The following is a 19,556-nucleotide window of genomic DNA, read 5'->3' as shown; positions in this document are numbered from 1 at the left end:
CGGCAGGTCAGGAAGGGTCTTCGGTGAGGGTGGAGACCCCGGTGATGCGGTGGAGGGCGAAGGTGCGGGTGGCGTCGGCGGTGTGGTCGTAGGCCGTGACGTAGCCGCCCTCGACGCGCAGGGGGGCGATGACACGCTGGGTGGCGGCGCCCTCGGCGTTGACGTAGCCGATCCAGACGGACTCGCCGGTCAGCGCGGCGGCCTGGACGGTGGCGAGGGTGTCGGCGGCGGAGGTGCGGGGCAGGCCGCCGTCGCGGGCGGCGGGAACGTCGCGGGTGACGGTGGCCGCGCGGTCGCCGGCCCGGATCGCCTTGATCGCGGCGCCCAGGAGCGCGTCGTCGGGGGCGGGCGGCCCGTCGGTCACCGGCAGCGGCGGGGTGCGCGGCGGGGTGCGGCGGGCGTCGGGGCGGGTGATCAGCACGTCGCCGTCCGGCGACTCGGCGGCCGGTGCGAGCCCCATCGCGCGCAGCCGCTCCAGCAGCGTCGCCGGGTCGGCCTGCGCGGCCAGCACGGTCGGGGCGAGCCGGCGCAGCCCGAGGCCGTTCGCCCGGCGGTCGGCGAGGAGTTCGGTGAGCACCGCGTCGTCGTCGCAGCGCAGGTAGGCCGAGGCCGCGCCGACCCGCAGCGCGCCGTGCCGCCGGGCCACGTCGTCGATGAGGTAGCTCAGCGGCTGCGGCACCGGCGTACGCGAGTGGGCGGCCAGGAACGCCTGGAGGTCGGCGGCGCTGCGGCCCGCGTCCAGGGCCCGCCGTACCGACGCCGGGCTGAAGCGGTAGACGGTCGCGCCGCCCTTGGACTCGACGTCGGCGAGCACCCCCAGCATCTCGGCGAGCGGGGCGATCAGCGGGCCCGGCGCGACCGCGGTCAGGTCGGCCTGGAGCAGCACATGGTCCAGCGGTTCGGGCAGCAGCGGCGCGAGCGCGGCGGCGGCCGCGTCCGGGTCGCCGGCCAGCAGCGGCCGGGCGTGCGCGGCGAGCGCGCCGCGGCCGGTGACGCCCAGCGCCTCGGCGTCCCGCAGGGTCCAGCCGAGCAGGTCGGCGCGCAACGCGTCGGCGCCCGGCCGCAGCGGGCGGTCCCAGCGCAGCCGGGCCAGCAGCGAGTCCCGGTCCGCGGCCGTGCCCGGCGGCTGCTCGGCGAGCAGGTCGAGCGCGGCGCGCCGCACCTGGGGCGCGAGCGAGCGGTCCAGGTCCGGGCCGAGCGCGGCCAGCGCCCGCCCCTTCGGGTCCCGGCTGCCGACCAGCCCGGCGGTGCGGGTCGCGGCCAGCCAGGCGGCGGCCAGCGCCGACCACTGCTGGTGCGGCGGGAGCGAGGTCCAGCCGTCGGCCGCGGGCGTCGGCGCGTACGCCTCGTCGACCTCGCCGTCCGCGGCCACCAGCCCGGCGGCGTAGGCGAGTTCGAGCCAGAAGGCGGCCTCCGGCTCGGGCAGGTCGAGGGTGGTGGCGGTCCGCTTGAGGTCGCGCACGCTGATCCCGCCCGCCCGCAGCACCCCCGGCCCGCCGGTCTCCCAGGCGGTGAGCAGTTCGGTGACGGTGCGCACCGCGGTGAGCGCCTGCCCGGCCGCGGTGAGGTCCACCGTGCGGGCGGTGCGCGGCACGGGTGCGAGCGCCGGCGGCGCGGGCTCCGGCGTACGGTGCGCGCGGCCGCCGCGCAGGGCGAGGGCCGCCTCGCGCGGCAGCACCACGTTGTGCGCGCCGGCCGGCAGCAGCAGACCGCGGGCGAGCAGCCACTGCACGGCCGTGGTGGCGTCCGCCGCCCGCACCGGCGCTGTCGCGTCCCGCACCTCGCCGTACGGCGGGCCCCACACCAGCCGGTCGAGCACGGTGCCGACGCCCTCGGGTGCCGCGTCCAGCAGCGGGCCCAACCCGGCCGGATCGGCGAAGAGTTCGGCCAGCGCGCGGGTGGCGCTCACCGGGTCGTGGGTGGCCGGCAGGCCCGCGTCGGCGACGATCTCCTGGAGCCGGGCCGGGGACATCCCCGCGGTGGCCTCGCCGACGGACGGCCCGAGGCCGGTCGCGGACGCCACCGACGGCGAGGGGGCGAGCACGTCGCGGGCCGCGCGCACCAGCCGCAGCCGGTCCCCGCCGCCCCACACCACGCCCCGGGTGCGCAGCCGCGCCACCGCGTCGGGCAGCGCCGCGCGGACGGCCGCGGCGAGGTCGGCGGGCAGCGGCGCGCCCAGCGGGGCGGCCGCGCCGGCCGGGTCCGCGCCGGCCATCAGCACGCACAGCGCGTCGTACGGGCACGGGTCGGCGGCCACCGCGAGCGCCTCGGCGACCTGCCGGGTGAACGCGTCGACCTGGTCGAGCGCGCGCAGCACCGACGCGCGGGTGGCGGCGCGGCCGGCGAGCTGGGTGAGGTCGCCCGGGACCGGGGTGAGCAGGTCGGGCCGGGCGCGCAGCAGGCGGGCCAGCGCGTCGTCGTCACGTGCGCGCAGGTCCTCCGCGAGGGTGCGCGGCTCTGCCGTATCCATCCCTCCCACATTAGCCGCATGGACGTGGGGGGACGGGTACGGTCGTCGTGGCGGGCGGCGACGCGGCGGAAGGAGCCCGGCGGTGGGCGTGGAGAGCGACCGGCTGGTGTTCGACTACCTGAGCAGGGTCGGTGACCTGGCGCAGACCGCGCTCCCCGCGGCGGACCGGATGCGGCTGGTCGCGCAGTTGCGGACGGACATCGAGCAGGCCAGGGGCGGCGACGGCGACAACGCGGCGGCGGTGCGGCGCATCCTGGGGCGGTTCGGCAGCCCGGACGAGGTGGTCGAGGCGGCGGCCGGCACGAAGGGGGCGGGCGGCGGGGCTGCTTCGGCCGCCGCCGGGGGTGCGGCGGAGCCGCCGGCCGGGGAGCCCGCGCCGGGGACGTACGGGCCGTACGGGAAGGCGCGGCGGGTGGTGGCGCCGCGTAAGGAGCCGAAGGACGCGCCGCGGGAGGAGCGGTCGGAGCAGGAGCCGTCGGGTCAGGCGGGGGAGGACGCGCCGGAGGGCGCCGGGGACGCGGTGTGGCCGGACAGCGGGGCCGGGGCCGGGCTCGGACTGGGATTCGGGTCGGGGTTCGGGACCGGTGAGGGGCGGTTGCGGGCCGCGGACGAGTTGACGGGGCTGCCCGGGATGACCGGGGGGATCTTCATCCCGTTCGACGACGAGGAGTTGGCGGGCAAGGGGGAGGAGGAGCGGCGGCCGCTCCCGGGTGCCCTTGCGGGGAAGGGGGGCGGCGGCGCGGAAGACGGGGAGGCGGCGGCGGAGGCTGCCCCGGCCGCGGAGGCGCCGAAGCGGCGGAAGGGGCTGCGCGGGCTGCTGCGCCCGGGTGGGGGCGGGGGCGGCGGCGCCCGGGCCCGCGTACGGAGCTGGGGGAGCCCCGTGCTGCTGCTCGCGGCCCTGCTGCTGGTCGCCGGTGTGGTGATCGGCTCCTGGATTCCGCTCGGCCTCGGCTGGCTGACCGGCTACCTCTCCCGCGCCCTCACCCGTACCCAGGCGAAGATCGCGGTGTTCGGGGTGCCCGGGGCCACGGCGCTCGGCTTCGGCGTCTGGCTCTGGGGCCGCACCAAGGGGCGCTGGGGCACCCCGATCGCCGACGGCCAACTCGGCCACGTCATCCGCCACGACCTTCCCGTCGCCGTCCGCGTCGCCGCCGTCGCCTCGGCTCTCTACCTCATCCTCCGGGCACGTCGCTCCGCGGGCTGAGCGGACCCTCCGGGGTGCCCCGTCCGCGGAGTTGCGGGACCTTGCGGTCCGCGGTGGCTGGTCGCGCAGTTCCGCCCCCAGAGCGCTTCGCCTGGGAGGTGCCCCCAGCGCCACCTGGAATTGCCCGGGTCTTCCCGCGAAAGAAGCTTGCGCCCCGAAGGGGCGCGGGGACTGCGCGACCAGCCGTCTACCGGCCGCAAGGTCCCGGCACCCACGGAACACACCACCCCGGAGGGACCCCGCACCGGCAGGTGGTCCCGGAACCGCCGGGACCGGGGCACCCGGGTGGGTCCTGTTGCCGTCGGAGACAATGGCGGGGTGACCATGGACCTTGCCGCACCGCTGACCGTCGGGTTCGACCTCGACATGACCCTGATCGACTCCCGCCCGGGGATCAAGGCGGTGTACGACCGGCTGGCCGAGGAGACGGGCGCGTTCATCGACTCGGCCCTGGCCGTCACCCGGCTCGGCCCGCCGCTGGAGCAGGAGTTGGCGAACTGGTTCCCCGCCGAGCAGGTCCCGGGGATGAGCGAGCGCTACCGCGCGCTGTACGTGGACCACGCGATCGTGCCGACCCCGGCGATGCCGGGCGCCGTGGCGGCGATCGAGGCGGTCCGGGCGGCGGGCGGCCGTCCGCTGGTGGTCACCGCCAAGCACACCCCGAACGCCCAGCTGCACCTGGACCACGTCGGCATCGTCGCGGACCTGCGCGGGCAGCTGTGGGCGGAGGCGAAGGCCGAGGCGCTGGTGGAGTACGGCGCGTCGGTCTACGTCGGCGACCACGTCGGCGACGTGCGCGGTGCCCGCACCGCGGGCGCGCTGTCGGTGGCCGTGGCGACCGGGCCGTGCGACGAGAAGGAACTGCTGGCGGCGGGCGCCGACGTGGTGCTGGCCGACCTGACGGAGTTCCCCGCCTGGCTCGCGGGCTACCGTTCCGCCGCGGCCTGATCCACCGCGGGCCGCGCGCCCGCGAGCCCCGTACCGCCGCTCGTACCACTGGCCGTACCGGCGCCCGTGCCACCGGTCGTACCGCCGGGGCCGTCCGCCGCCGGGTGCCGCTGGGCCAGCGCCGAGCGCAGCAGCCCGGCGAGGGCCAGTGCGAGCCCCAGCCCCATCAGCATCGAGACGAAGTACGCGGGCGTGGGCAGCCGCTTGGTGTGCAGCAGCAGCGGCGCGACCGTCACCACGGTGCCGACCGTGCCGACGAGGAACGTGATCGCGCCGGTCCGCACCAGCAGGTCACCGGGGCCCAGGGTTTGTTTGCTCACCCGACAAGGGTAGGTCCGTGGGGTGGACGGAGTGGAAACGGTGTCGGGACCCCCGGGCACCCCGCTGTACGGCGGCGGGTGGCCGGTCCGGTGCGGGCTGCCGCCGACCAGCCGCTCGAAGACCCGCGAACAGCGTTTTCCGGCTGCTCTCGGGTAATTTCCCAGCGGCCCCCGGCGGGTTCGGGTAATTTCTAGTAACTTCAGTCAGCTCCGAGAACTTCGGGCTACACCGAGCAATGAGGACGAGGTCGGACGTGCCTACCGGCAAGGTCAAGTGGTTCAACAGCGAGAAGGGCTTCGGCTTCCTCTCCCGCGACGACGGCGGCGACGTCTTCGTGCACTCGTCGGTCCTGCCGGACGGAGTGACCGCCCTCAAGCCCGGCCAGCGCGTGGAGTTCGGCGTGGTCGCGGGGCAGCGGGGTGACCAGGCGCTTTCGGTGACGCTGCTCGATCCGGCGCCGTCCGTGGCCGCCGCCCAGCGCCGCAAGCCGGACGAGCTGCTGCCGATCGTGCAGGACCTCACCTCGCTGCTGGAGGACGTGGCGCGCTCGCTCCAGCGCGGCCGCTACCCCGACAAGGCGCACGGCCACAAGATCGCCTCGGTGCTGCGCGTGGTCGCCGACCAGATCGACGTCTGACCGGCCGCCCCCGGCGCTCCGCTTTAACCGGGCTTTACCGGAACAGTTGGTTCCGGTAAAGCCCGGGTGCGGTAATTCGGGTCACACCCGTCACGAATCCGCGGGTTATCCGAAAGCCAGCGCGTCGGCGGCCAGCGGCGGCACCAGGCCCTCAGCCGCGGCGCGGGTGAGCAGTCCGCGCACCGCCGCGTAGCCGTCCTCGCCGAGGTCGGCGGTGAACTCGTTGACGTACAGCCCGATGTGCTGGTCGGCGACGGCCGGGTCCATCTCCTGGGAGTGCGCGAGGACGTACTCCCGGGAGCGCGCCGGCTCGTCCCACGCCTGCCGCACCGACGTGCGGATCGCCGCCGCCAGCGCGGCCAGCCGCTCCGCGCCCAGCGACCGCTTGGCGATGATCGCGCCCAGCGGGATCGGCAGCCCGGTGGTGGCCTCCCAGTGCTCGCCCATGTCCGCGAGCTTGTGCAGGCCGTAGTTCTGGTACGTGAAGCGCGCCTCGTGGATCACCAGGCCCGCGTCGACCTTGCCGTCCCGGACCGCGGGCATGATCTCGTGGAACGGCATGACCACGATCTCGCCGACCCCGCCGGCCACTTCGGCCGCCGCCCACAGCCGGAAGAGCAGGTAGGCCGTCGAGCGTTCGCTCGGCACCGCGACGGTCCGGCCGGTGAGGTCCGCGCCGGGCTCCCGGGTCAGCACCAGCGGGCCGCAGCCGCGGCCGAGCGCGCCGCCGCAGGGCAGCAGGGCGTACTCGTCGAGCACCCACGGCAGCACCGCGTACGACACCTTCAGGACGTCGAACTCGCCGCGCTCGGCCAGGCCGTTGGTGATGTCGATGTCGGCGAACGACACGTCGAGCGCGGGTGCGCCCTCGACCAGTCCGTGCGCCAGGTCGTGGAAGACGAAGGTGTCGTTCGGGCAGGGGGAGTACGCGATACGCAGCGCCGCCCCCTGCTCCTGAGCCGTCCCCTGCTCCACGCGCGTGCTCTGCTCGTCACCCATGATGTGCCTCAACTCCCAGTACGGCCGGCAGCTTCCCGAACGCGGCCGTCAGGGCCGCCAGCGCCTCCCCGATCCGCCATGCGGCCCGGTCGCGGGGACCCACGGCGTTGGACACCGTACGGATCTCCAGCACGGGCACGCCCACCGCGGCGGCCGCCTCGGCCACCCCGAAGCCCTCCATCGCCTCGGCCACGGCGCCGGGGTGACGGCCCGCCAGTTCGGCGGCGCGCTCGGTGCTGCCGGTCACCGTGGACACCGTCAGCACCGGCCCGTACGCCGCCGCGAGGCCGTCGGCCACCGCCCGGCTGAGCCGCTGCGGCGGCAGGTGCCGGGTGGTGCCGAAGCCCAACTCGTCGACCGGCACGAAGCCGTCGGGCGTCTGCGCGCCCAGGTCCGCGGCCGTGATCGCGCTCGCCACCGCGACCGAACCCACCGGCGCGAGCGGGGCGAAGCCGCCCGCGATGCCCGCGCTGACCACCAGCTGGTACGGCTCGCCCGCGGCCTGCGCGCCGGCCAGCGCGGTGGCGGTGGCGGCGGCGACGGCCGCAGGGCCGACCCCGCCGGCCAGGACCGTCGTGCGCGGTGCGGCCGGCGCCGTCGCCAGGCCCGCGGCCACCGCGGCGCGCTCGGCGTCCACCGCGGTCACCACCAGCAGGCGGCGTATCGGGGCCGTCGCGCCGCTCATCCGCTGCGTCCCGCGCTGCGTCAGTGGTCGCGCCGCAGCTCGAAGGAGACCACCCGGGTGACCTTGGCGCCGGTGGTGTCCGGGGACTCCACGATGTTCAGCACCACGCTGCTCACCGGGCTGGTCTGGCCGGTCTGCGGGTCCTGCACGTGGAACAGGTCCGCGCTGTCGACCGTGAAGTACGTCTTGTCCTTGAGCACCTCGTCGTTGGCGAGCGAGGTGTTCTGCACGATCAGCCAGCCCTTGTCGGCGATCGAGGGGTCCACGCCGATCCGGATCTTGTCGCCGACCGGCACCGTGATGTGGTGCGTCGGCTTCTCCTGGAGGCACTTGGCGAAGACCGTCTGCGGCAGCAGCGCGCCCTTGGCGTAGCACCCCTTGCTCGCGGACGCCATCACGGACTTGCTGCCCACGGTGACCGTCGCCTCGGCGGTCGGCTTCGTGCAGGCGGTGAGGGAGATCAACCCGAGGGAGATGGCACCGAGGGCGGTGGCGGCGCGGCGAATGCTCATGGCAGGAGGCTACCGGGCGGGGGGCTCCGCTCCGCGCGCGGGTACACCGTGTCACGCCGGATGGGGCCTGGTGCCGGGCCCGCTCAGGCGACGCGGGCCTTCGTCGAGCCGCCGTGCCGGGCGGCGCCGAGCAGCCCGCGCACCGCGACGGAGAACGCCGCCAGCACCAGCATCGCGGCCACCGCCATGCCGAGCGAGCCGTTCAGCGGCAGGACGATGCCGATGCCGCCGCCGACCACCCACGACAGCTGGAGCACCGTCTCGGAACGGGCGAACGCCGAGGTGCGGACCGCCTCCGGCACGTCGCGCTGGATCAGCGCGTCCAGCGACAGCTTCGACAGGGCCTGCGCGATGCCCGCGACCGCGGCCACCGCCGCGACGGTGACGAGCCCGAACAGGCTCGCCGCCACCGAGGCTGTCGCCAGCGCGCACACCAGCGCCGTCACGATGATCACCTCCGGGCCGCGGGCCTTGAGCCACGCGCCGAGCGCGGTGCCCAGCGCGTTGCCCGCGCCCGCCGCGACGACCGCCACGCTCAGCGACAGCTCCGGGGACAGTCCGCCGACCGGGTGCTCGCGCAGCATGAACGCCAGGAACATCGTCAGGAAGCCGGACAGCGCGCGCAGCCCGCAGTTGCCCTGGAGCGCGTGCAGCACCGACGAACCGACGCCCAGCAGGCCCGGTTTGCGCCCGGGCACCCCGGCGGGCTCGGCCGGCGCCTCCTCGTCGGCGGTCAGCCGGGCCCGCCGCTCGCCGCGCGCGGAGTCCACCTTGTTCGGCAGCGCCATGCACAGCACCGCGCCGCACATGAAGATCGCGAACGCGCCGTACAGCGGCCACTGCGGGCCGATCTTGTGCAGCCCCGCGCCCACCGGTGCCGCGATCGCGGTGGCCAGCAGACCCGAGAGGGTGACGCGCGAGTTCGCCTTGACCAGGGTGGTGCGGTCCGGCAGCAGGCGCGGCACCACCGCGCTGCGCACCACGCCGTACGCCTTGGAGCCGACCAGGCTGCCCAGCGCCGCCGGGTACAGGCCCAGGCCCGCGTGCGCGACCATCCCCGCCATCGTCCAGGCGAGCACCGCGCGGGCCATCATCGACATCGCCATCGCGGCCCGCCGGCCGTGCTGCAACCGGTCCAGCATCGGGCCGACCACCGGGGCGAGCAGCGCGAACGGCGCCATCGTGATCAGCAGGTAGAGCCCGACCCGGTTGCGGGCCTCGCCGCTGGGGACGGAGAAGAACACGGTGCTGGCGAGCGCGATGGTGATCATCATGTCGCCCGCGGAGTTCACCGCGTGCAACTCGATCAGCTTGGCCAGGCCCGACTCGCCCGCGCCGCCCGCGTGTGTCGTACGCCGGATACGGCGGCGCACCGCCCCCGCCGACCGCCCCACGCCGCTCGCGAGGGCGCGCCCGGCCCTGCGTGCGGGCCCTGGGCCCGCGGTCACGGTTCGTGCCACGTCGCAATCCTGCCCCAATTGGAAGACGGCGCACCCCCTCCTTTGCTCGCACGGTGCGCACCGGTAGCGTGCGATCGCGCAGAATGGGTGACAACAGGTGCGCCCGATGACGCTCGGGCAGGGCCGGGGAAGCAGGGAACGTAGGCGTCGAAGCGGTCCGTCGGTCCGCTCCGCCGAGGTTTCGTGCCCTTCGGGTCCGCCCGCCCGCGAGCGCACACGTGAGACGGCGTAGAGAGAGAAACGATTTCTGTGAGTCCTGCGATGCGAAGCCGTACCCCTGACCGCCTGTGCGCCGAGGCGGTCGATGTCGCGCTGGCCGTGACGCGGGAGGCGGTGGGCGAGGCGTCGGTCGGAGAGCACCTCGGCGTCGTCGCCGAGGGCGACCGCGTGGTCACCCACTTGTTCGCGTGCACCGAGCCGGCCTATCGCGGCTGGCAGTGGGCCACCACGCTGACCCGCGCCTCCCGCGCGAAGAACGTGACGATCGACGAAACGGTGCTGCTGCCCGGCCCGGACTCCGTCCTGGCGCCGGAGTGGGTGCCCTGGAGCGAGCGGCTGCGGCAGGGCGACCTGGGCCCGGGGGACCTGCTGCCCACCGAGGCGGACGACCTGCGGCTGGAGCCGGGGTGGACCGGGGAGGGCGCGGCGGCGGCGACGGCGGCCGCGGACTCGGTGGAGATCGCGGAGGCGGCCGAGGTGGCGGCGGCAGCCGCGGCGCAGGCGGCGGGTGCGGCGGATGTGGCGGATGCGGCGGACGGTCCGGGTGCGGCAGGAGATACGGCAGGAGATAGGGCGGTGACGGCCGGCGACGTGGTCACCGGCGGGCCGAGCATCGCGGAGATCGGCGCGGTCGCGCGCCAGCTGGGCCTGGGCCGGGCCCGGGTGCTGTCCCGGTACGGCCTGCACACCTCGGCGGACCGCTGGGAGGAGCGCTTCGGCCCCAAGACGGCGATGGCCCAGGCCGCGCCCTCGAAGTGCGTGAGCTGCGGCTTCCTGGTGGCGATCGGCGGCTCCCTCGGGCAGGCGTTCGGCATCTGCGCGAACGAGTACTCCCCGGCCGACGGCACCCTGGTCTCTCTCGCGTACGGCTGCGGCGGCCACTCCGAGGCCGCGGTCATGCCGAAGACGCCGGAGCCCGCGCCCATGGTGCTGGACGACCTGCACGACGACGAGACGGTCTGAGGCCCCACCCGGGGCGGGCGCGAGCGCCTGAGGGCGCCTGACGGCGTCTGGAGGCGGCTGGGGGCTCCTGAGGGCGGTGCTCCCGCAGGTCCGGCGGTCCGGTGGCCCACGGTGCCTCCGCGGCGCCCTGGAGGGCGTTCCCGGGGCGCGCCAGGGCCCTTCGCGCGCTGCTCCCGGGTACCCGCGCTGCCGCCGTCCCCGTACGGACCCTGGCGGCCGCGACTCCGGCCGGACACCGACGGCCTTTTCGACCGGGTACGTCAACCGACCACCCGAACCGACCACTTCAAGGGGCCCAGGCCCCCACGTCCCGCAGTGGAGTACGGTCGGGCCCGAAGGGGCCCGGAGCGGCCGGAACCCCATGCGCACAGTGCAGACGAAAGGTCCACGTGACCCGCCCAGGCGTGATCCGCACGAACCCGGAAGGAACCCCGGAAGGCAGGCCCGACCCCTTCCGCACCGCGTCGCTGCGCCAGGCCGTGCTGACCGCGTGGTCCGCGTCCGCCGCGCGCTTCCGCGAGGACGCCAACGCCGAGGAGGACCTCGCCCTCGGCGGCCACCGCGACCGCCTGATCGTGGAGCTGGCCCAGAACGCCGCCGACGCCGCGACCCGCGCCGGCGTGCCCGGCCGGCTCCGGCTCACCCTGCACGCGCCCGACCCCGACGCCACCGGCTCGCCGTACGCCTGCCTGGCCGCTGCCAACACCGGCGCCCCGCTGGACCCGGCCGCCGTCGAGTCGCTGTCCACGCTGCGCGCCTCCGCCAAGCGCGACGACGCCGAGGATGCGGTCGTCGGCCGCTTCGGCATCGGCTTCGCCGCGGTCCTCGCGGTGAGCGACGAGCCCGCCGTGCTCAGCCGGGCCGGCGGGGTGCGCTGGTCGCTCGGCGAGGCCCGGGCACTGGCCGCCGAAATCCCCGAACTGGCCGAGGAGTTGCGGCGCCGCGACGGCCATGTCCCGCTGCTGCGGCTGCCGTTCCCCGCCGAGGGCAGCGCCCCGGCGCCCTACGACACCGTGGTGGTGCTGCCGCTGCGGGACGGCTCCGCGGAGGACCTGGCGGACCGCCTGCTCGCCGCGGTCGACGACGCGCTGCTGCTCGCGCTGCCGGGCCTGGCCGAGGTCGTGGTCGAAACGCCCGCGGGCGTACGGACGTTGACCCGGCGGTCGCTCGACGGCGGGGACGTGCTGATCGAGGACAGCGACCGTGGCGCGCCCACCCGCTGGCGGGTGCGGGCCGGCGGTGGCGCGCTGACCCCCGAACTGCTCGCGGACCGGCCGGTGGAGGAGCGGCTGCGCCCGGTGTGGTCGGTGACGTGGGCGGTGCCGGTGGACCCCGAGGGCGCCCCCGCCGCGCCGCGCACCGCCGGCGTCGTCCACGCGCCCACCCCGACTGACGAGCCGCTCGGCCTGCCCGCGCTGCTGCTGGCGAGCTTCCCGCTCGACCCGACCCGCCGCCACACCGCGCCCGGCCCGCTCACCGACTTCCTGCTGGACCGCGCCGCGGAGGCGTATGTGCGGCTGCTCGCCGACTGGCAGCCGTCCGGCGCCGGGGTGGTGGACCTGGTGCCCGGGCCGCTCGGGAAGGGCGGGCTGGACGCCGAGTTGCGCCGCCGGGTACTCGCCGCGCTGCCGCGCACCCCGTTCCTGCCGCGGGCCGCGGCGCCCGGGCCGGGGGCGCTCGACGCGGGCGGCCCGGCGCCGGACCCGGACGCCTGGGACGACGGCGGGCGCCTGACGGGGGAGGGGCAGCCGCTGCGGCCGGTGGAGGCCGAGATCGTGGAGGGCGCCACCGCCGAGGCGGTACGGGTGCTCGCCGAGGTCCTGCCCACGCTGCTGCCCGCGAGCCTCGAACGGCGACCGGCACTGCGGCAGTTGGGCGTCGCCCGGCTGTCGCTCGCCGACGTGGTGGACCGGCTGGCCGGCGCCGAACGCCCCGCCGACTGGTGGTGGCGGCTCTACGACGCCCTCGCCGGCACCGACCCCGACGTGCTCAGCGGCCTGCCCGTCCCGCTCGCCGACGGCCGTACGGTGGTCGGCCCGCGCCAGGTGCTCCTGCCGGTGCGCGGGGACGCGGATGCGGCCGACGCGGGCGCGGACAGCGGAGGTGCCGCCGCGGGCGCGGACCCGGCGCTGCTCGCCCGGCTCGGCCTGCGGGTCGCCCACGCGGACGCCGCCCACCCGCTGCTGGAGAAGCTCGGCGCCGCCCCCGCCACCCCCCGCGCGATCCTGACCAGCCCGCAGGTGCGGACCGCGGTGGCCGCCTCCCTCGACGAGGAGCGCGCCGCCTGGGACGACGAAACCGGCCTGGACGCCGACGAGTTGGCCGACGCCGTGCTCGGCCTCGCCCGGGCCGCGGGGCTGGCGCCCGGCGACGAGCCGTGGCTCGGCGCGCTCGCGCTGCCCGACGAGGAGGGCGAACTCGCCCCCGCGGGCGAACTGGTGCTGCCCGACAGCCCGCTGGAGTCCGTGCTGCGCGAGGGCGAACTCGGCACCGTGGACGCCGATCTGGCCGACCGCTGGGGTGAACAGCCGCTCACCGCGGTCGGGGTGCTCGCCACCTTCGCGCTGGTCCGCGCCGAGGACGTGGTGCTCGACCCCGACGACCTCGACCCGCGCGACACCGACTGGGCCCAACCCGACGACGTCGGGCTGCTCGACGCCGTCGACGTGTGGTGCGAGGACGTCCTCGACCAGCTGCCGGAGGCCGATGTGCCGCCGGTCGCCACCGAGGTGATCGGCGTCCGCGACCTCGACCTGGTGGACGACGACGCCTGGCCGCAGGCCCTCGCGCTGCTCTCCCGGCCGCCGCTGCGCGACGCGGTGACCGCGCAGGTCCGGGTGCTGCTGCCGGACGGCACCACCGAGTCCGTACGGCCGTACGCGGCCTGGTGGCTGCGCGACCACCCGGTGCTGGGCGGGCGGCGCCCGGTCGGCCTGCGCGCCGCCGGCGGCGACCGGCTGCTCGCCGGGCTCTACGACGAGGCCGAGACCGACGCGGCGGTGGACGCGCAGGTGCTGCGCGCGCTCGGCGTCCGCACCACCGTCGGCGCGCTGCTCACCGAACCGGGCGGCGCCGCCGAACTGCTCGGCCGCCTCTCCGACCCCGACCGCCCCGTCACCCCGGCCCAACTCCACGGCTTGTACGCGGCCTTGGCCGAACTCGACCCCGAACAGGTCACCCTGCCCGACGAGTTGCGGGCCGTACGGGACGGCGAGGTCGTGGTGGTCGACGCGGCCGACGCCCTGGTCGCCGACGCCCCCGACCTGCTGCCGCTGTCCGGCGGGCTGCCGCTGCTGCCCGTACCGCCGCGGCTGGCCGCGGAGTTGGCCGAGCTGTTCCAGGTGCGCCGGCTCAGCGAGGCGGTGCCGGCGGCGGTGGTCTCGCACGGCGAGCCGCATGACGTGCTGCCCGCCGTGCACGACCTGCTGCCGGGCGCCCCGGCAACATACGTCGAGCACGAGGAACTGCTGCTCACCGGTGACGTGGAGGTCGACTGGCGCTGGGTCGACGGGGTGCTGCACGGCGCCACCGTGGAAGGCGTCGCGGCCGGGCTGGCCTGGGCCGCGGGCCACTGGGAGCGCCGCTTCGAACTGGCCGCGCTGCTGGAGGACCCGACCCGTACGGAGGAGCTGGCGCGCGACCGCTGGTTCGACTAGGGCCCGCTGGTTCGGAACTCCTGGATCGCCGCGGCCCGTCAGCCCGTCAGCCCGTACGCCTGTCAGCCCGCGTGCCGGGCGCCGTCATGTCGTCGCCGGGGCCGCCGGGGCCGTTTCCCGCGTGTCCCGGCGGCGGACCCACGCCCAGCACAGCTCCAGCACCACGCCGCCCGCCGCGGCGATGCCGACCGCGGTCCAGGGCACCTCGTCGCCGATCAGCTTCAGCGCGAAGAACCGCTGGAGCGGCGGCACCACCAGGACCACCAGGAAGCCCAGCACCATCACGAAGACCAGCACGACCCGCCACCAGGTGTACGGCCGCGCCACGATCGCCAGCACCCACAGCTCCATCAGGAACAGAGTGAGCGTCGCCGCGCTGGTCTCGGCGTCCAGCGCCCCGCTGCCCGTGTAGTGGTGGCGCGCCACCAGGTACGCGACGAACGCGGCGGTGCCGCAGATCAGCCCGGCCGGGGTGGAGTACCGCATCACCCGGCGGACGAAGTGCGGCCGGGCCCGCTCCTTGTTCGGCGCCAGCGCCAGGAAGAACGCCGGCACCCCGATGGTCAGCGTGGACAGCAGCGTCAGGTGCCGCGGCAGGAACGGGTACGGGATCTGCCAGAACACCACCAGCAGCGCCAGCAGCACCGAGTACACCGTCTTGGTGAGGAACAGCGTGGCGACCCGGGTGATGTTGCCGATCACCCGCCGCCCCTCGGCGACCACGTACGGCAGCGTGGCGAAGCTGTTGTCGAGCAGCACGATTTGCGCCACCGCCCGGGTCGCCTCGGAGCCGGAGCCCATCGAGACGCCGATGTCCGCGTCCTTCAGCGCCAGGACGTCGTTGACGCCGTCACCGGTCATCGCCACGTTGTGCCCGCGGGACTGGAGCGCGCCGACCATGTCCCGCTTCTGCTGCGGGGTGACCCGGCCGAAGACCGAGCCCTCGTCCAGCACCCGCGCCATGGCGTCGCGCTCCGCCGGCAGCCGGCGGGCGTCGACGGGCCGCTGCGCCCCCGGCAGCCCGAGCTTCCCGGCGACCGCGCCGACCGACACCGCGTTGTCGCCGGAGATCACCTTGGCGTGGACCTCCTGCTCCGCGAAGTACCGCAGGGTGTCGGACGCGTCGGGCCGCAGCCGCTGCTCCAGCACCACCAGCGCCTGGGGGCGGACCGCCTGTGCGGCGGCCGGGTCGGCCGGGTCCCGGTCGGTACGGGACAGCAGCAGCACCCGCAGACCCTCGTCGTTGAGCCGGTCCACCTCCGCCAGGGCGGCGTGGCCCTCGGGCAGCAGCACGTCGGGGGCGCCCAGCAGCCAGCCGGCGGTGGTCCCGTCCGGCTCGGTGAGCAAGGCACCGCTGTACTTGCGGGCCGAGCTGAACGGCAGGGTGTCCACGGTCCGCCAGTCCTCGGCCAGCTCCGGCGGGCAGGCGTCGATGACCGCCTGGAGACTGGCGTTGGGGTGCGGGTCGGACCGGCCGAGGGCGGAGAGCACCCGGCGGACGTGCTCCTGGTCGGCGCCGTCGAGCATGCGCAGCCCGGTCAGGTCCATCCCGCCCTCGGTGAGGGTGCCGGTCTTGTCCAGGCAGACCACGTCCACCCGGGCCAGGCCCTCGATCGCGGGCAGCTCCTGCACCAGGCACTGGCGGCGGCCCAGTCGGACCACGCCGATCGCGAACGCCACCGAGGTGAGCAGCACCAGCCCCTCGGGCACCATCGGCGTGATGCCGCCGACCGTGCGGCGCACCGCCTCGCGCCAGTCGTGGTTCTGTACGGTGAACTGGCTGATGATCAGGCCGATCGCGGTCGGCACCATCATCCAGGTCACCCACTTCAGGATGAGGCTGATGCCGTTGCGCAGCTCGGAGTTGACGAGGGTGAAGCGTGACGCCTCTTCCGCCAGCTGCGCCGCGTACGCCTCCCGGCCCACCTTCGTCGCGCTGAAGGCGCCGGCCCCGGCGACCACGAAGCTGCCGGACATCACCTCGTCGCCGGCGCGCTTGAGCACCGGGTCGGCCTCGCCGGTGAGCAGCGACTCGTCGATCTCCAGGCCGTCCGCCTCGGCGAGCCGGCCGTCCACCACGACCTTGTCGCCGGGGCCCAGCTCGATCAGGTCGCCGAGCACGATCTGCGAGGTGCCGATCTCCGCGGAGGTGCCGTCCCTGCGCACGGTCGGCCGGGCCTCGCCGATCACCGCCAGGTCGTCCAGGGTGCGCTTGGCCCGCAGCTCCTGGAAGATCCCGATCGCGGTGTTCGCCACGATCACGAACCCGAACAGGCCGTCCTGGATCGGCCCGACCACCAGGATCACCAGGAAGAGCCCGCCGATGATCGCGTTGAAGCGGGTGAGGACGTTCGCCCGGACGATCTCGGTCACGGACCTGGACGAGCGCACCGGAACGTCGTTGACCTCGCCGCGCGCCACCCGCCGGGCCACTTCGGCGCTGCTCAGCCCGGGCTCGCGGGCGGAGGCGGAGGAGGCGGCAACAGCGTCGGCGTCGGTGCGTTCCGTCATGGCTCGACGTTACGTGCCGGGCGGCGCTTTCACCCGTTCACCCGTTTTGCGGCTTCTCCGGGTCGGCCGGGGCGGCGGGAGTGGTGGGGGTGCCGGGGCCGGCGGGGCCGTCGGCGGCGGCGCGGGACCGGGCGATGGCGTCGCGGCGGGCCCGTACGTACTTCAGCCCCAGCAGCCCGCAGCCGCCCCCGGCCAGGCAGGTCCAGATGAACCAGGTGTGCCCGTGGTCGGAGTACCAGCCGTAGAACGGCAGCTGGGCGAAGAAGAGCACGAACCAGACGACCACACCGACCGTGATCGTCGCGACGTCGTTGGCCTCCAGGGGCTCCGGGGCCTCGCGCAGGGGGGTCCGCTCCTTGCTCATGGGGTCATCGTATGCGGCCGGGCGGGTGGTGCGGACGGTCGGGGCGCCCTTGTCCACGGGCTTCTACGCGCGGAGATAGCATCCGGATTCCTGTTTGTTCATACTGAAACGGTCACTCGCTGACCGAAATCATTCGTACGATCGCCCGATCCGTGGCGACGAGAGCCCCCCTGAGGACCCGCATGTCCCCCACGGCCCCCGCTCCGGTCGACGCGCGCCCGCCCCTCGGCAGCCCGCCCGCCGCCGGCCTGGACCGCTACTTCCGTATCTCCGAGCGCGGCTCCACTCTCGCCCGGGAGATCCGCGGCGGCCTGGCGACGTTCTTCGCGATGGCGTACATCATCGTGCTGAACCCGATCATCCTCGGCTCGGGGACGGACAAGTTCCACCACCACCTCCAGGGCGGGCAACTCGTCACCGCCACCGCCGTGACCGCGGCCTTCACCACGCTGCTGATGGGCGTCATCGGCAACGTGCCGGTCGCGCTCGCCGCGGGCCTGGGCGTCAACACCGTGGTCGCCCTCCAGCTCGCGCCCAAGATGAGCTGGGCGGACGCGATGGGCATGGTGGTGCTCGCCGGTCTGGCGATCATGGTGCTGGTGGCAACCGGCCTGCGGGAGCGGGTGATGAGCGCGGTGCCGCTCGGCCTGCGCAAGGGCATCGCGATCGGCATCGGCCTGTTCATCCTGCTGATCGGCCTGGTCGACTCCGGCTTCGTCACCCGCGTCCCGGACGCGGCCCACACCACGGTGCCGCTCCAGCTCGGCGGCGACGGTCACCTCACCGGTTGGCCGGTGCTGATCTTCGTGCTCGGCACCCTGCTGACGCTGTCGCTGATGATCCGGAAGGTCTCCGGCGCCATCCTCATCTCGATCGTCTCGATGACGGTGCTCGCGGTCATCGTCGACCTGATCGCCGACGTGCCCGCCGCAAGCTGGGGCCTGACCGTCCCCAAGTGGCCGGGCAACCCCGTGGCCACCCCCGACTTCGGCCTCGTCGGCAAGGTCAGCCTCTTCGGCGGCTTCCACCAGGTCGGGGTGCTCACCGGCATCCTGTTCGTCTTCACGGTGCTGCTGTCCTGCTTCTTCGACGCCATGGGCACGATCCTGGGCGTCAGCGACGAGGCCGGGCTGCTCGACAAGAAGGGCGACCTGCCCGGCATGAGCCGGGTACTGATGATCGACGGCATCGCCACCGCCGCGGGCGGCGCGACGTCCTCCTCGGCGAACACCTGCTTCGTGGAGTCGACCGCGGGCGTCGGCGAGGGCGCCAGGACCGGGCTGGCCAGCGTCGTGACCGGCCTGATGTTCGTGCTCACGCTCTTCCTGGCGCCGCTGGCGGAGATGGTGCCCGCGCAGGCGGCCACCCCCGCGCTGATCGCCGTCGGCTTCCTGATCCTGTCCGGCTCCATCCGGGAGATCGACTGGAGCGACTTCACCATCTCGGTCCCGGCGTTCCTGACCATGGTGCTGATGCCGTTCACCTACTCGATCACCAACGGCATCGGCATCGGCTTCGTCACCTTCTGCCTGCTGCGCACCGCCGCCGGGCGCTGGCGCGAGGTGCCGATCGCGTTGTACGCGGTGGCCGCGGTCTTCGCCTTCTACTACCTGATGCCCGCGCTCGGCCTGGTCTGAGACCAGGGCTGGGCGCCGGCCGGTGCCCAGGTGGGGGCCTTGGCCGGGGCGCTGGCCGGGGATCTGGCAGGGGACATGGCCGGGGCCCTGACCGGAAGGGGCCCGGGGGCGGCCGGCGGGTGGGTCCGCCGCGCCGCCGGATCACGGGCGGCGGGTCCCGGCCCGGCGGGCGGCTGCCGCTCGTCGGAGCGGGGCGCGTCCGCGTAGAAGCGGTCGGTGGCCTCGACCGCCGTCTTGAAGCGTTCGTCGAAGTCGTCGCGCATGAGCGTCCGGACCACGTAGTCCTGGGCGCTCATTCCGCGTTTGGCGGCATGGGCATTGATCCGGTCCCACAGCTCTGCGTCTATCCGGAGGCTGAGCACTCTCGATGCCATGCGACCACCGTCGCGGCACAGCGCGGCCGAGTGGGTCGCTTTCGGTGTCAATCTCACCCGTACGGGTGAGATGCGGACGGGGTGAGGTTCGGCATTCGGGTGACGGGCATCATGCGTACGGCGAGCGTGCTTAGCCAAAGTAATGAGCTAAACTAAAGACCGTGACCGAACTGTCCGAGGACGACCGCGCCGCGGTGAGCGACGTGCGCGGCGCCGTGATGCGGCTGTCGCGCCGACTGCGCCACCAGCGCGTCGACGAGTCGCTGAGCCCTACCGAGATGTCGGTGCTGGGCACCCTGGCACGCTGCGGCTCCGCCACCCCGGGGGAGCTGGCCCGCAAGGAGCACGTCCAGCCGCCGTCGATGACGCGCATCGTGGCGATGCTGGAGAGCAAGGGCCTGGTCCGCAGGGAGCCGCACCCCGACGACCGGCGCCAGGTGGTGGTGAGCCGCACCTCGCAGGCCGAGGCGATGCTCGCCGAGAGCCGCGACAAGCGGAACGCCTGGCTCGCCGAGCTGGCCGAAGGGCTCAGCGAGGAGGAACTGGCGATCCTGCGCCAGGCGGCCCCCGTCCTGGAGAAGCTGGCACACCTGTGA

At 75.0% G+C, this 19,556-nt stretch carries 16 protein-coding genes; 7 read left to right on the top strand and 9 right to left on the bottom strand.

Annotated features, from left to right (window positions below; translation table 11 throughout):
* Positions 1-7: 7 nt before the first annotated feature.
* On the bottom strand, positions 8-2,470 hold the full coding sequence (locus tag AC3EVP_RS10325) for a helicase-associated domain-containing protein (RefSeq protein WP_435128290.1): 2,463 nt from the start codon (positions 2,468-2,470) through the stop codon (positions 8-10).
* 82 nt (positions 2,471-2,552) lie between these two features.
* On the opposite strand from AC3EVP_RS10325, the gene AC3EVP_RS10320 reads away from it, so the two are divergent.
* A complete protein-coding gene (locus tag AC3EVP_RS10320; RefSeq protein ID WP_435128287.1) occupies positions 2,553-3,674 on the top strand; it encodes a hypothetical protein in 1,122 nt (373 codons plus the stop codon).
* A 324-nt stretch (positions 3,675-3,998) separates the two neighbouring features.
* Positions 3,999-4,622: an HAD family hydrolase gene (locus AC3EVP_RS10315; protein ID WP_435128868.1), complete on the top strand. Its 624-nt coding sequence runs from the start codon at positions 3,999-4,001 to the stop codon at positions 4,620-4,622.
* Here AC3EVP_RS10315 and AC3EVP_RS10310 read toward each other — a convergent pair.
* On the bottom strand, positions 4,601-4,942 hold the full coding sequence (locus AC3EVP_RS10310) for a hypothetical protein (protein WP_435128284.1): 342 nt from the start codon (positions 4,940-4,942) through the stop codon (positions 4,601-4,603). The two genes, AC3EVP_RS10315 and AC3EVP_RS10310, sit on opposite strands and share 22 nt — an antisense overlap.
* 254 nt (positions 4,943-5,196) lie before the next feature.
* On the opposite strand from AC3EVP_RS10310, the gene AC3EVP_RS10305 reads away from it, so the two are divergent.
* A complete protein-coding gene (locus tag AC3EVP_RS10305; protein WP_335970774.1) occupies positions 5,197-5,580 on the top strand; it encodes a cold-shock protein in 384 nt (127 codons plus the stop codon).
* 105 nt (positions 5,581-5,685) lie between these two features.
* Here the strand turns inward: AC3EVP_RS10305 and AC3EVP_RS10300 are convergent, their stop codons facing one another.
* The 4 genes from AC3EVP_RS10300 to AC3EVP_RS10285 form a co-directional block, all read right to left on the bottom strand.
* Positions 5,686-6,579 (bottom strand): 1,4-dihydroxy-6-naphtoate synthase, encoded by an 894-nt coding sequence (locus tag AC3EVP_RS10300; protein WP_335970776.1) that lies wholly within the window; start codon positions 6,577-6,579, stop codon positions 5,686-5,688.
* Positions 6,572-7,264, bottom strand: coding sequence for a futalosine hydrolase (locus tag AC3EVP_RS10295; protein ID WP_435128279.1), 693 nt, complete (start codon positions 7,262-7,264; stop codon positions 6,572-6,574). Before AC3EVP_RS10295 ends, AC3EVP_RS10300 begins: the two co-directional genes overlap by 8 nt.
* Before the next feature lie 20 nt (positions 7,265-7,284).
* Positions 7,285-7,776: a hypothetical protein gene (locus AC3EVP_RS10290; RefSeq protein WP_335970780.1), complete on the bottom strand. Its 492-nt coding sequence runs from the start codon at positions 7,774-7,776 to the stop codon at positions 7,285-7,287.
* Between the two features lie 83 nt (positions 7,777-7,859).
* Positions 7,860-9,236: an MFS transporter gene (locus tag AC3EVP_RS10285; protein ID WP_435128276.1), complete on the bottom strand. Its 1,377-nt coding sequence runs from the start codon at positions 9,234-9,236 to the stop codon at positions 7,860-7,862.
* Positions 9,237-9,497: 261 nt separating this feature from the next.
* Between AC3EVP_RS10285 and AC3EVP_RS10280 the strand changes: the two genes are divergently transcribed.
* On the top strand, positions 9,498-10,418 hold the full coding sequence (locus AC3EVP_RS10280) for a DUF3027 domain-containing protein (protein WP_435128273.1): 921 nt from the start codon (positions 9,498-9,500) through the stop codon (positions 10,416-10,418).
* Positions 10,419-10,825: 407 nt separating this feature from the next.
* The gene (locus AC3EVP_RS10275) at positions 10,826-14,074 is read left to right on the top strand and encodes a sacsin N-terminal ATP-binding-like domain-containing protein (RefSeq protein WP_435128865.1); all 3,249 of its coding nucleotides are present in this window, start codon (positions 10,826-10,828) and stop codon (positions 14,072-14,074) included.
* Between the two features lie 84 nt (positions 14,075-14,158).
* On the opposite strand, the gene AC3EVP_RS10270 is transcribed toward AC3EVP_RS10275, so the two are convergent.
* Complete coding sequence (locus tag AC3EVP_RS10270; RefSeq protein ID WP_435128270.1) at positions 14,159-16,585, bottom strand: HAD-IC family P-type ATPase; 2,427 nt, start codon at positions 16,583-16,585, stop codon at positions 14,159-14,161.
* Positions 16,586-16,622: 37 nt separating this feature from the next.
* On the bottom strand, positions 16,623-16,949 hold the full coding sequence (locus AC3EVP_RS10265) for a DUF2530 domain-containing protein (protein ID WP_335970785.1): 327 nt from the start codon (positions 16,947-16,949) through the stop codon (positions 16,623-16,625).
* A gap of 182 nt (positions 16,950-17,131) precedes the next feature.
* Here AC3EVP_RS10265 and AC3EVP_RS10260 point away from each other — a divergent pair, with 182 nt between their 5' ends.
* Positions 17,132-18,586 (top strand): NCS2 family permease, encoded by a 1,455-nt coding sequence (locus AC3EVP_RS10260; protein WP_435128268.1) that lies wholly within the window; start codon positions 17,132-17,134, stop codon positions 18,584-18,586.
* Here the strand turns inward: AC3EVP_RS10260 and AC3EVP_RS10255 are convergent.
* Complete coding sequence (locus AC3EVP_RS10255) at positions 18,556-18,960, bottom strand: hypothetical protein (protein WP_435128266.1); 405 nt, start codon at positions 18,958-18,960, stop codon at positions 18,556-18,558. The genes AC3EVP_RS10260 and AC3EVP_RS10255 overlap by 31 nt on opposite strands.
* A gap of 218 nt (positions 18,961-19,178) precedes the next feature.
* Here AC3EVP_RS10255 and AC3EVP_RS10250 point away from each other — a divergent pair, with 218 nt between their 5' ends.
* On the top strand, positions 19,179-19,556 hold the full coding sequence (locus tag AC3EVP_RS10250; RefSeq protein WP_335971254.1) for a MarR family winged helix-turn-helix transcriptional regulator: 378 nt from the start codon (positions 19,179-19,181) through the stop codon (positions 19,554-19,556).

The organism is Actinacidiphila sp. bgisy144 (assembly GCF_057708105.1).
The sequence above is the reverse complement of the archived record's forward strand: the minus strand, read 5'-3'. Positions and strand labels throughout refer to the sequence as shown.

Excerpts from the sequence above, each read along its gene's own strand:
- AC3EVP_RS10325 (WP_435128290.1), bottom strand. The coding sequence starts at position 2,470 with ATGGATACGGCAGAGCCGCGCACCCTCGCGGAGGACCTGCGCGCACGT.
- AC3EVP_RS10315 (WP_435128868.1), top strand. The coding sequence starts at position 3,999 with ATGGACCTTGCCGCACCGCTGACCGTCGGGTTCGACCTCGACATGACC.
- AC3EVP_RS10300 (WP_335970776.1), bottom strand. The coding sequence starts at position 6,579 with ATGGGTGACGAGCAGAGCACGCGCGTGGAGCAGGGGACGGCTCAGGAG.
- AC3EVP_RS10295 (WP_435128279.1), bottom strand. The coding sequence starts at position 7,264 with ATGAGCGGCGCGACGGCCCCGATACGCCGCCTGCTGGTGGTGACCGCG.
- AC3EVP_RS10290 (WP_335970780.1), bottom strand. The coding sequence starts at position 7,776 with ATGAGCATTCGCCGCGCCGCCACCGCCCTCGGTGCCATCTCCCTCGGG.
- AC3EVP_RS10280 (WP_435128273.1), top strand. The coding sequence starts at position 9,498 with ATGCGAAGCCGTACCCCTGACCGCCTGTGCGCCGAGGCGGTCGATGTC.
- AC3EVP_RS10270 (WP_435128270.1), bottom strand. The coding sequence starts at position 16,585 with ATGACGGAACGCACCGACGCCGACGCTGTTGCCGCCTCCTCCGCCTCC.
- AC3EVP_RS10265 (WP_335970785.1), bottom strand. The coding sequence starts at position 16,949 with ATGAGCAAGGAGCGGACCCCCCTGCGCGAGGCCCCGGAGCCCCTGGAG.
- AC3EVP_RS10260 (WP_435128268.1), top strand. The coding sequence starts at position 17,132 with ATGTCCCCCACGGCCCCCGCTCCGGTCGACGCGCGCCCGCCCCTCGGC.
- AC3EVP_RS10255 (WP_435128266.1), bottom strand. The coding sequence starts at position 18,960 with ATGGCATCGAGAGTGCTCAGCCTCCGGATAGACGCAGAGCTGTGGGAC.
- AC3EVP_RS10250 (WP_335971254.1), top strand. The coding sequence starts at position 19,179 with ATGCGGCTGTCGCGCCGACTGCGCCACCAGCGCGTCGACGAGTCGCTG.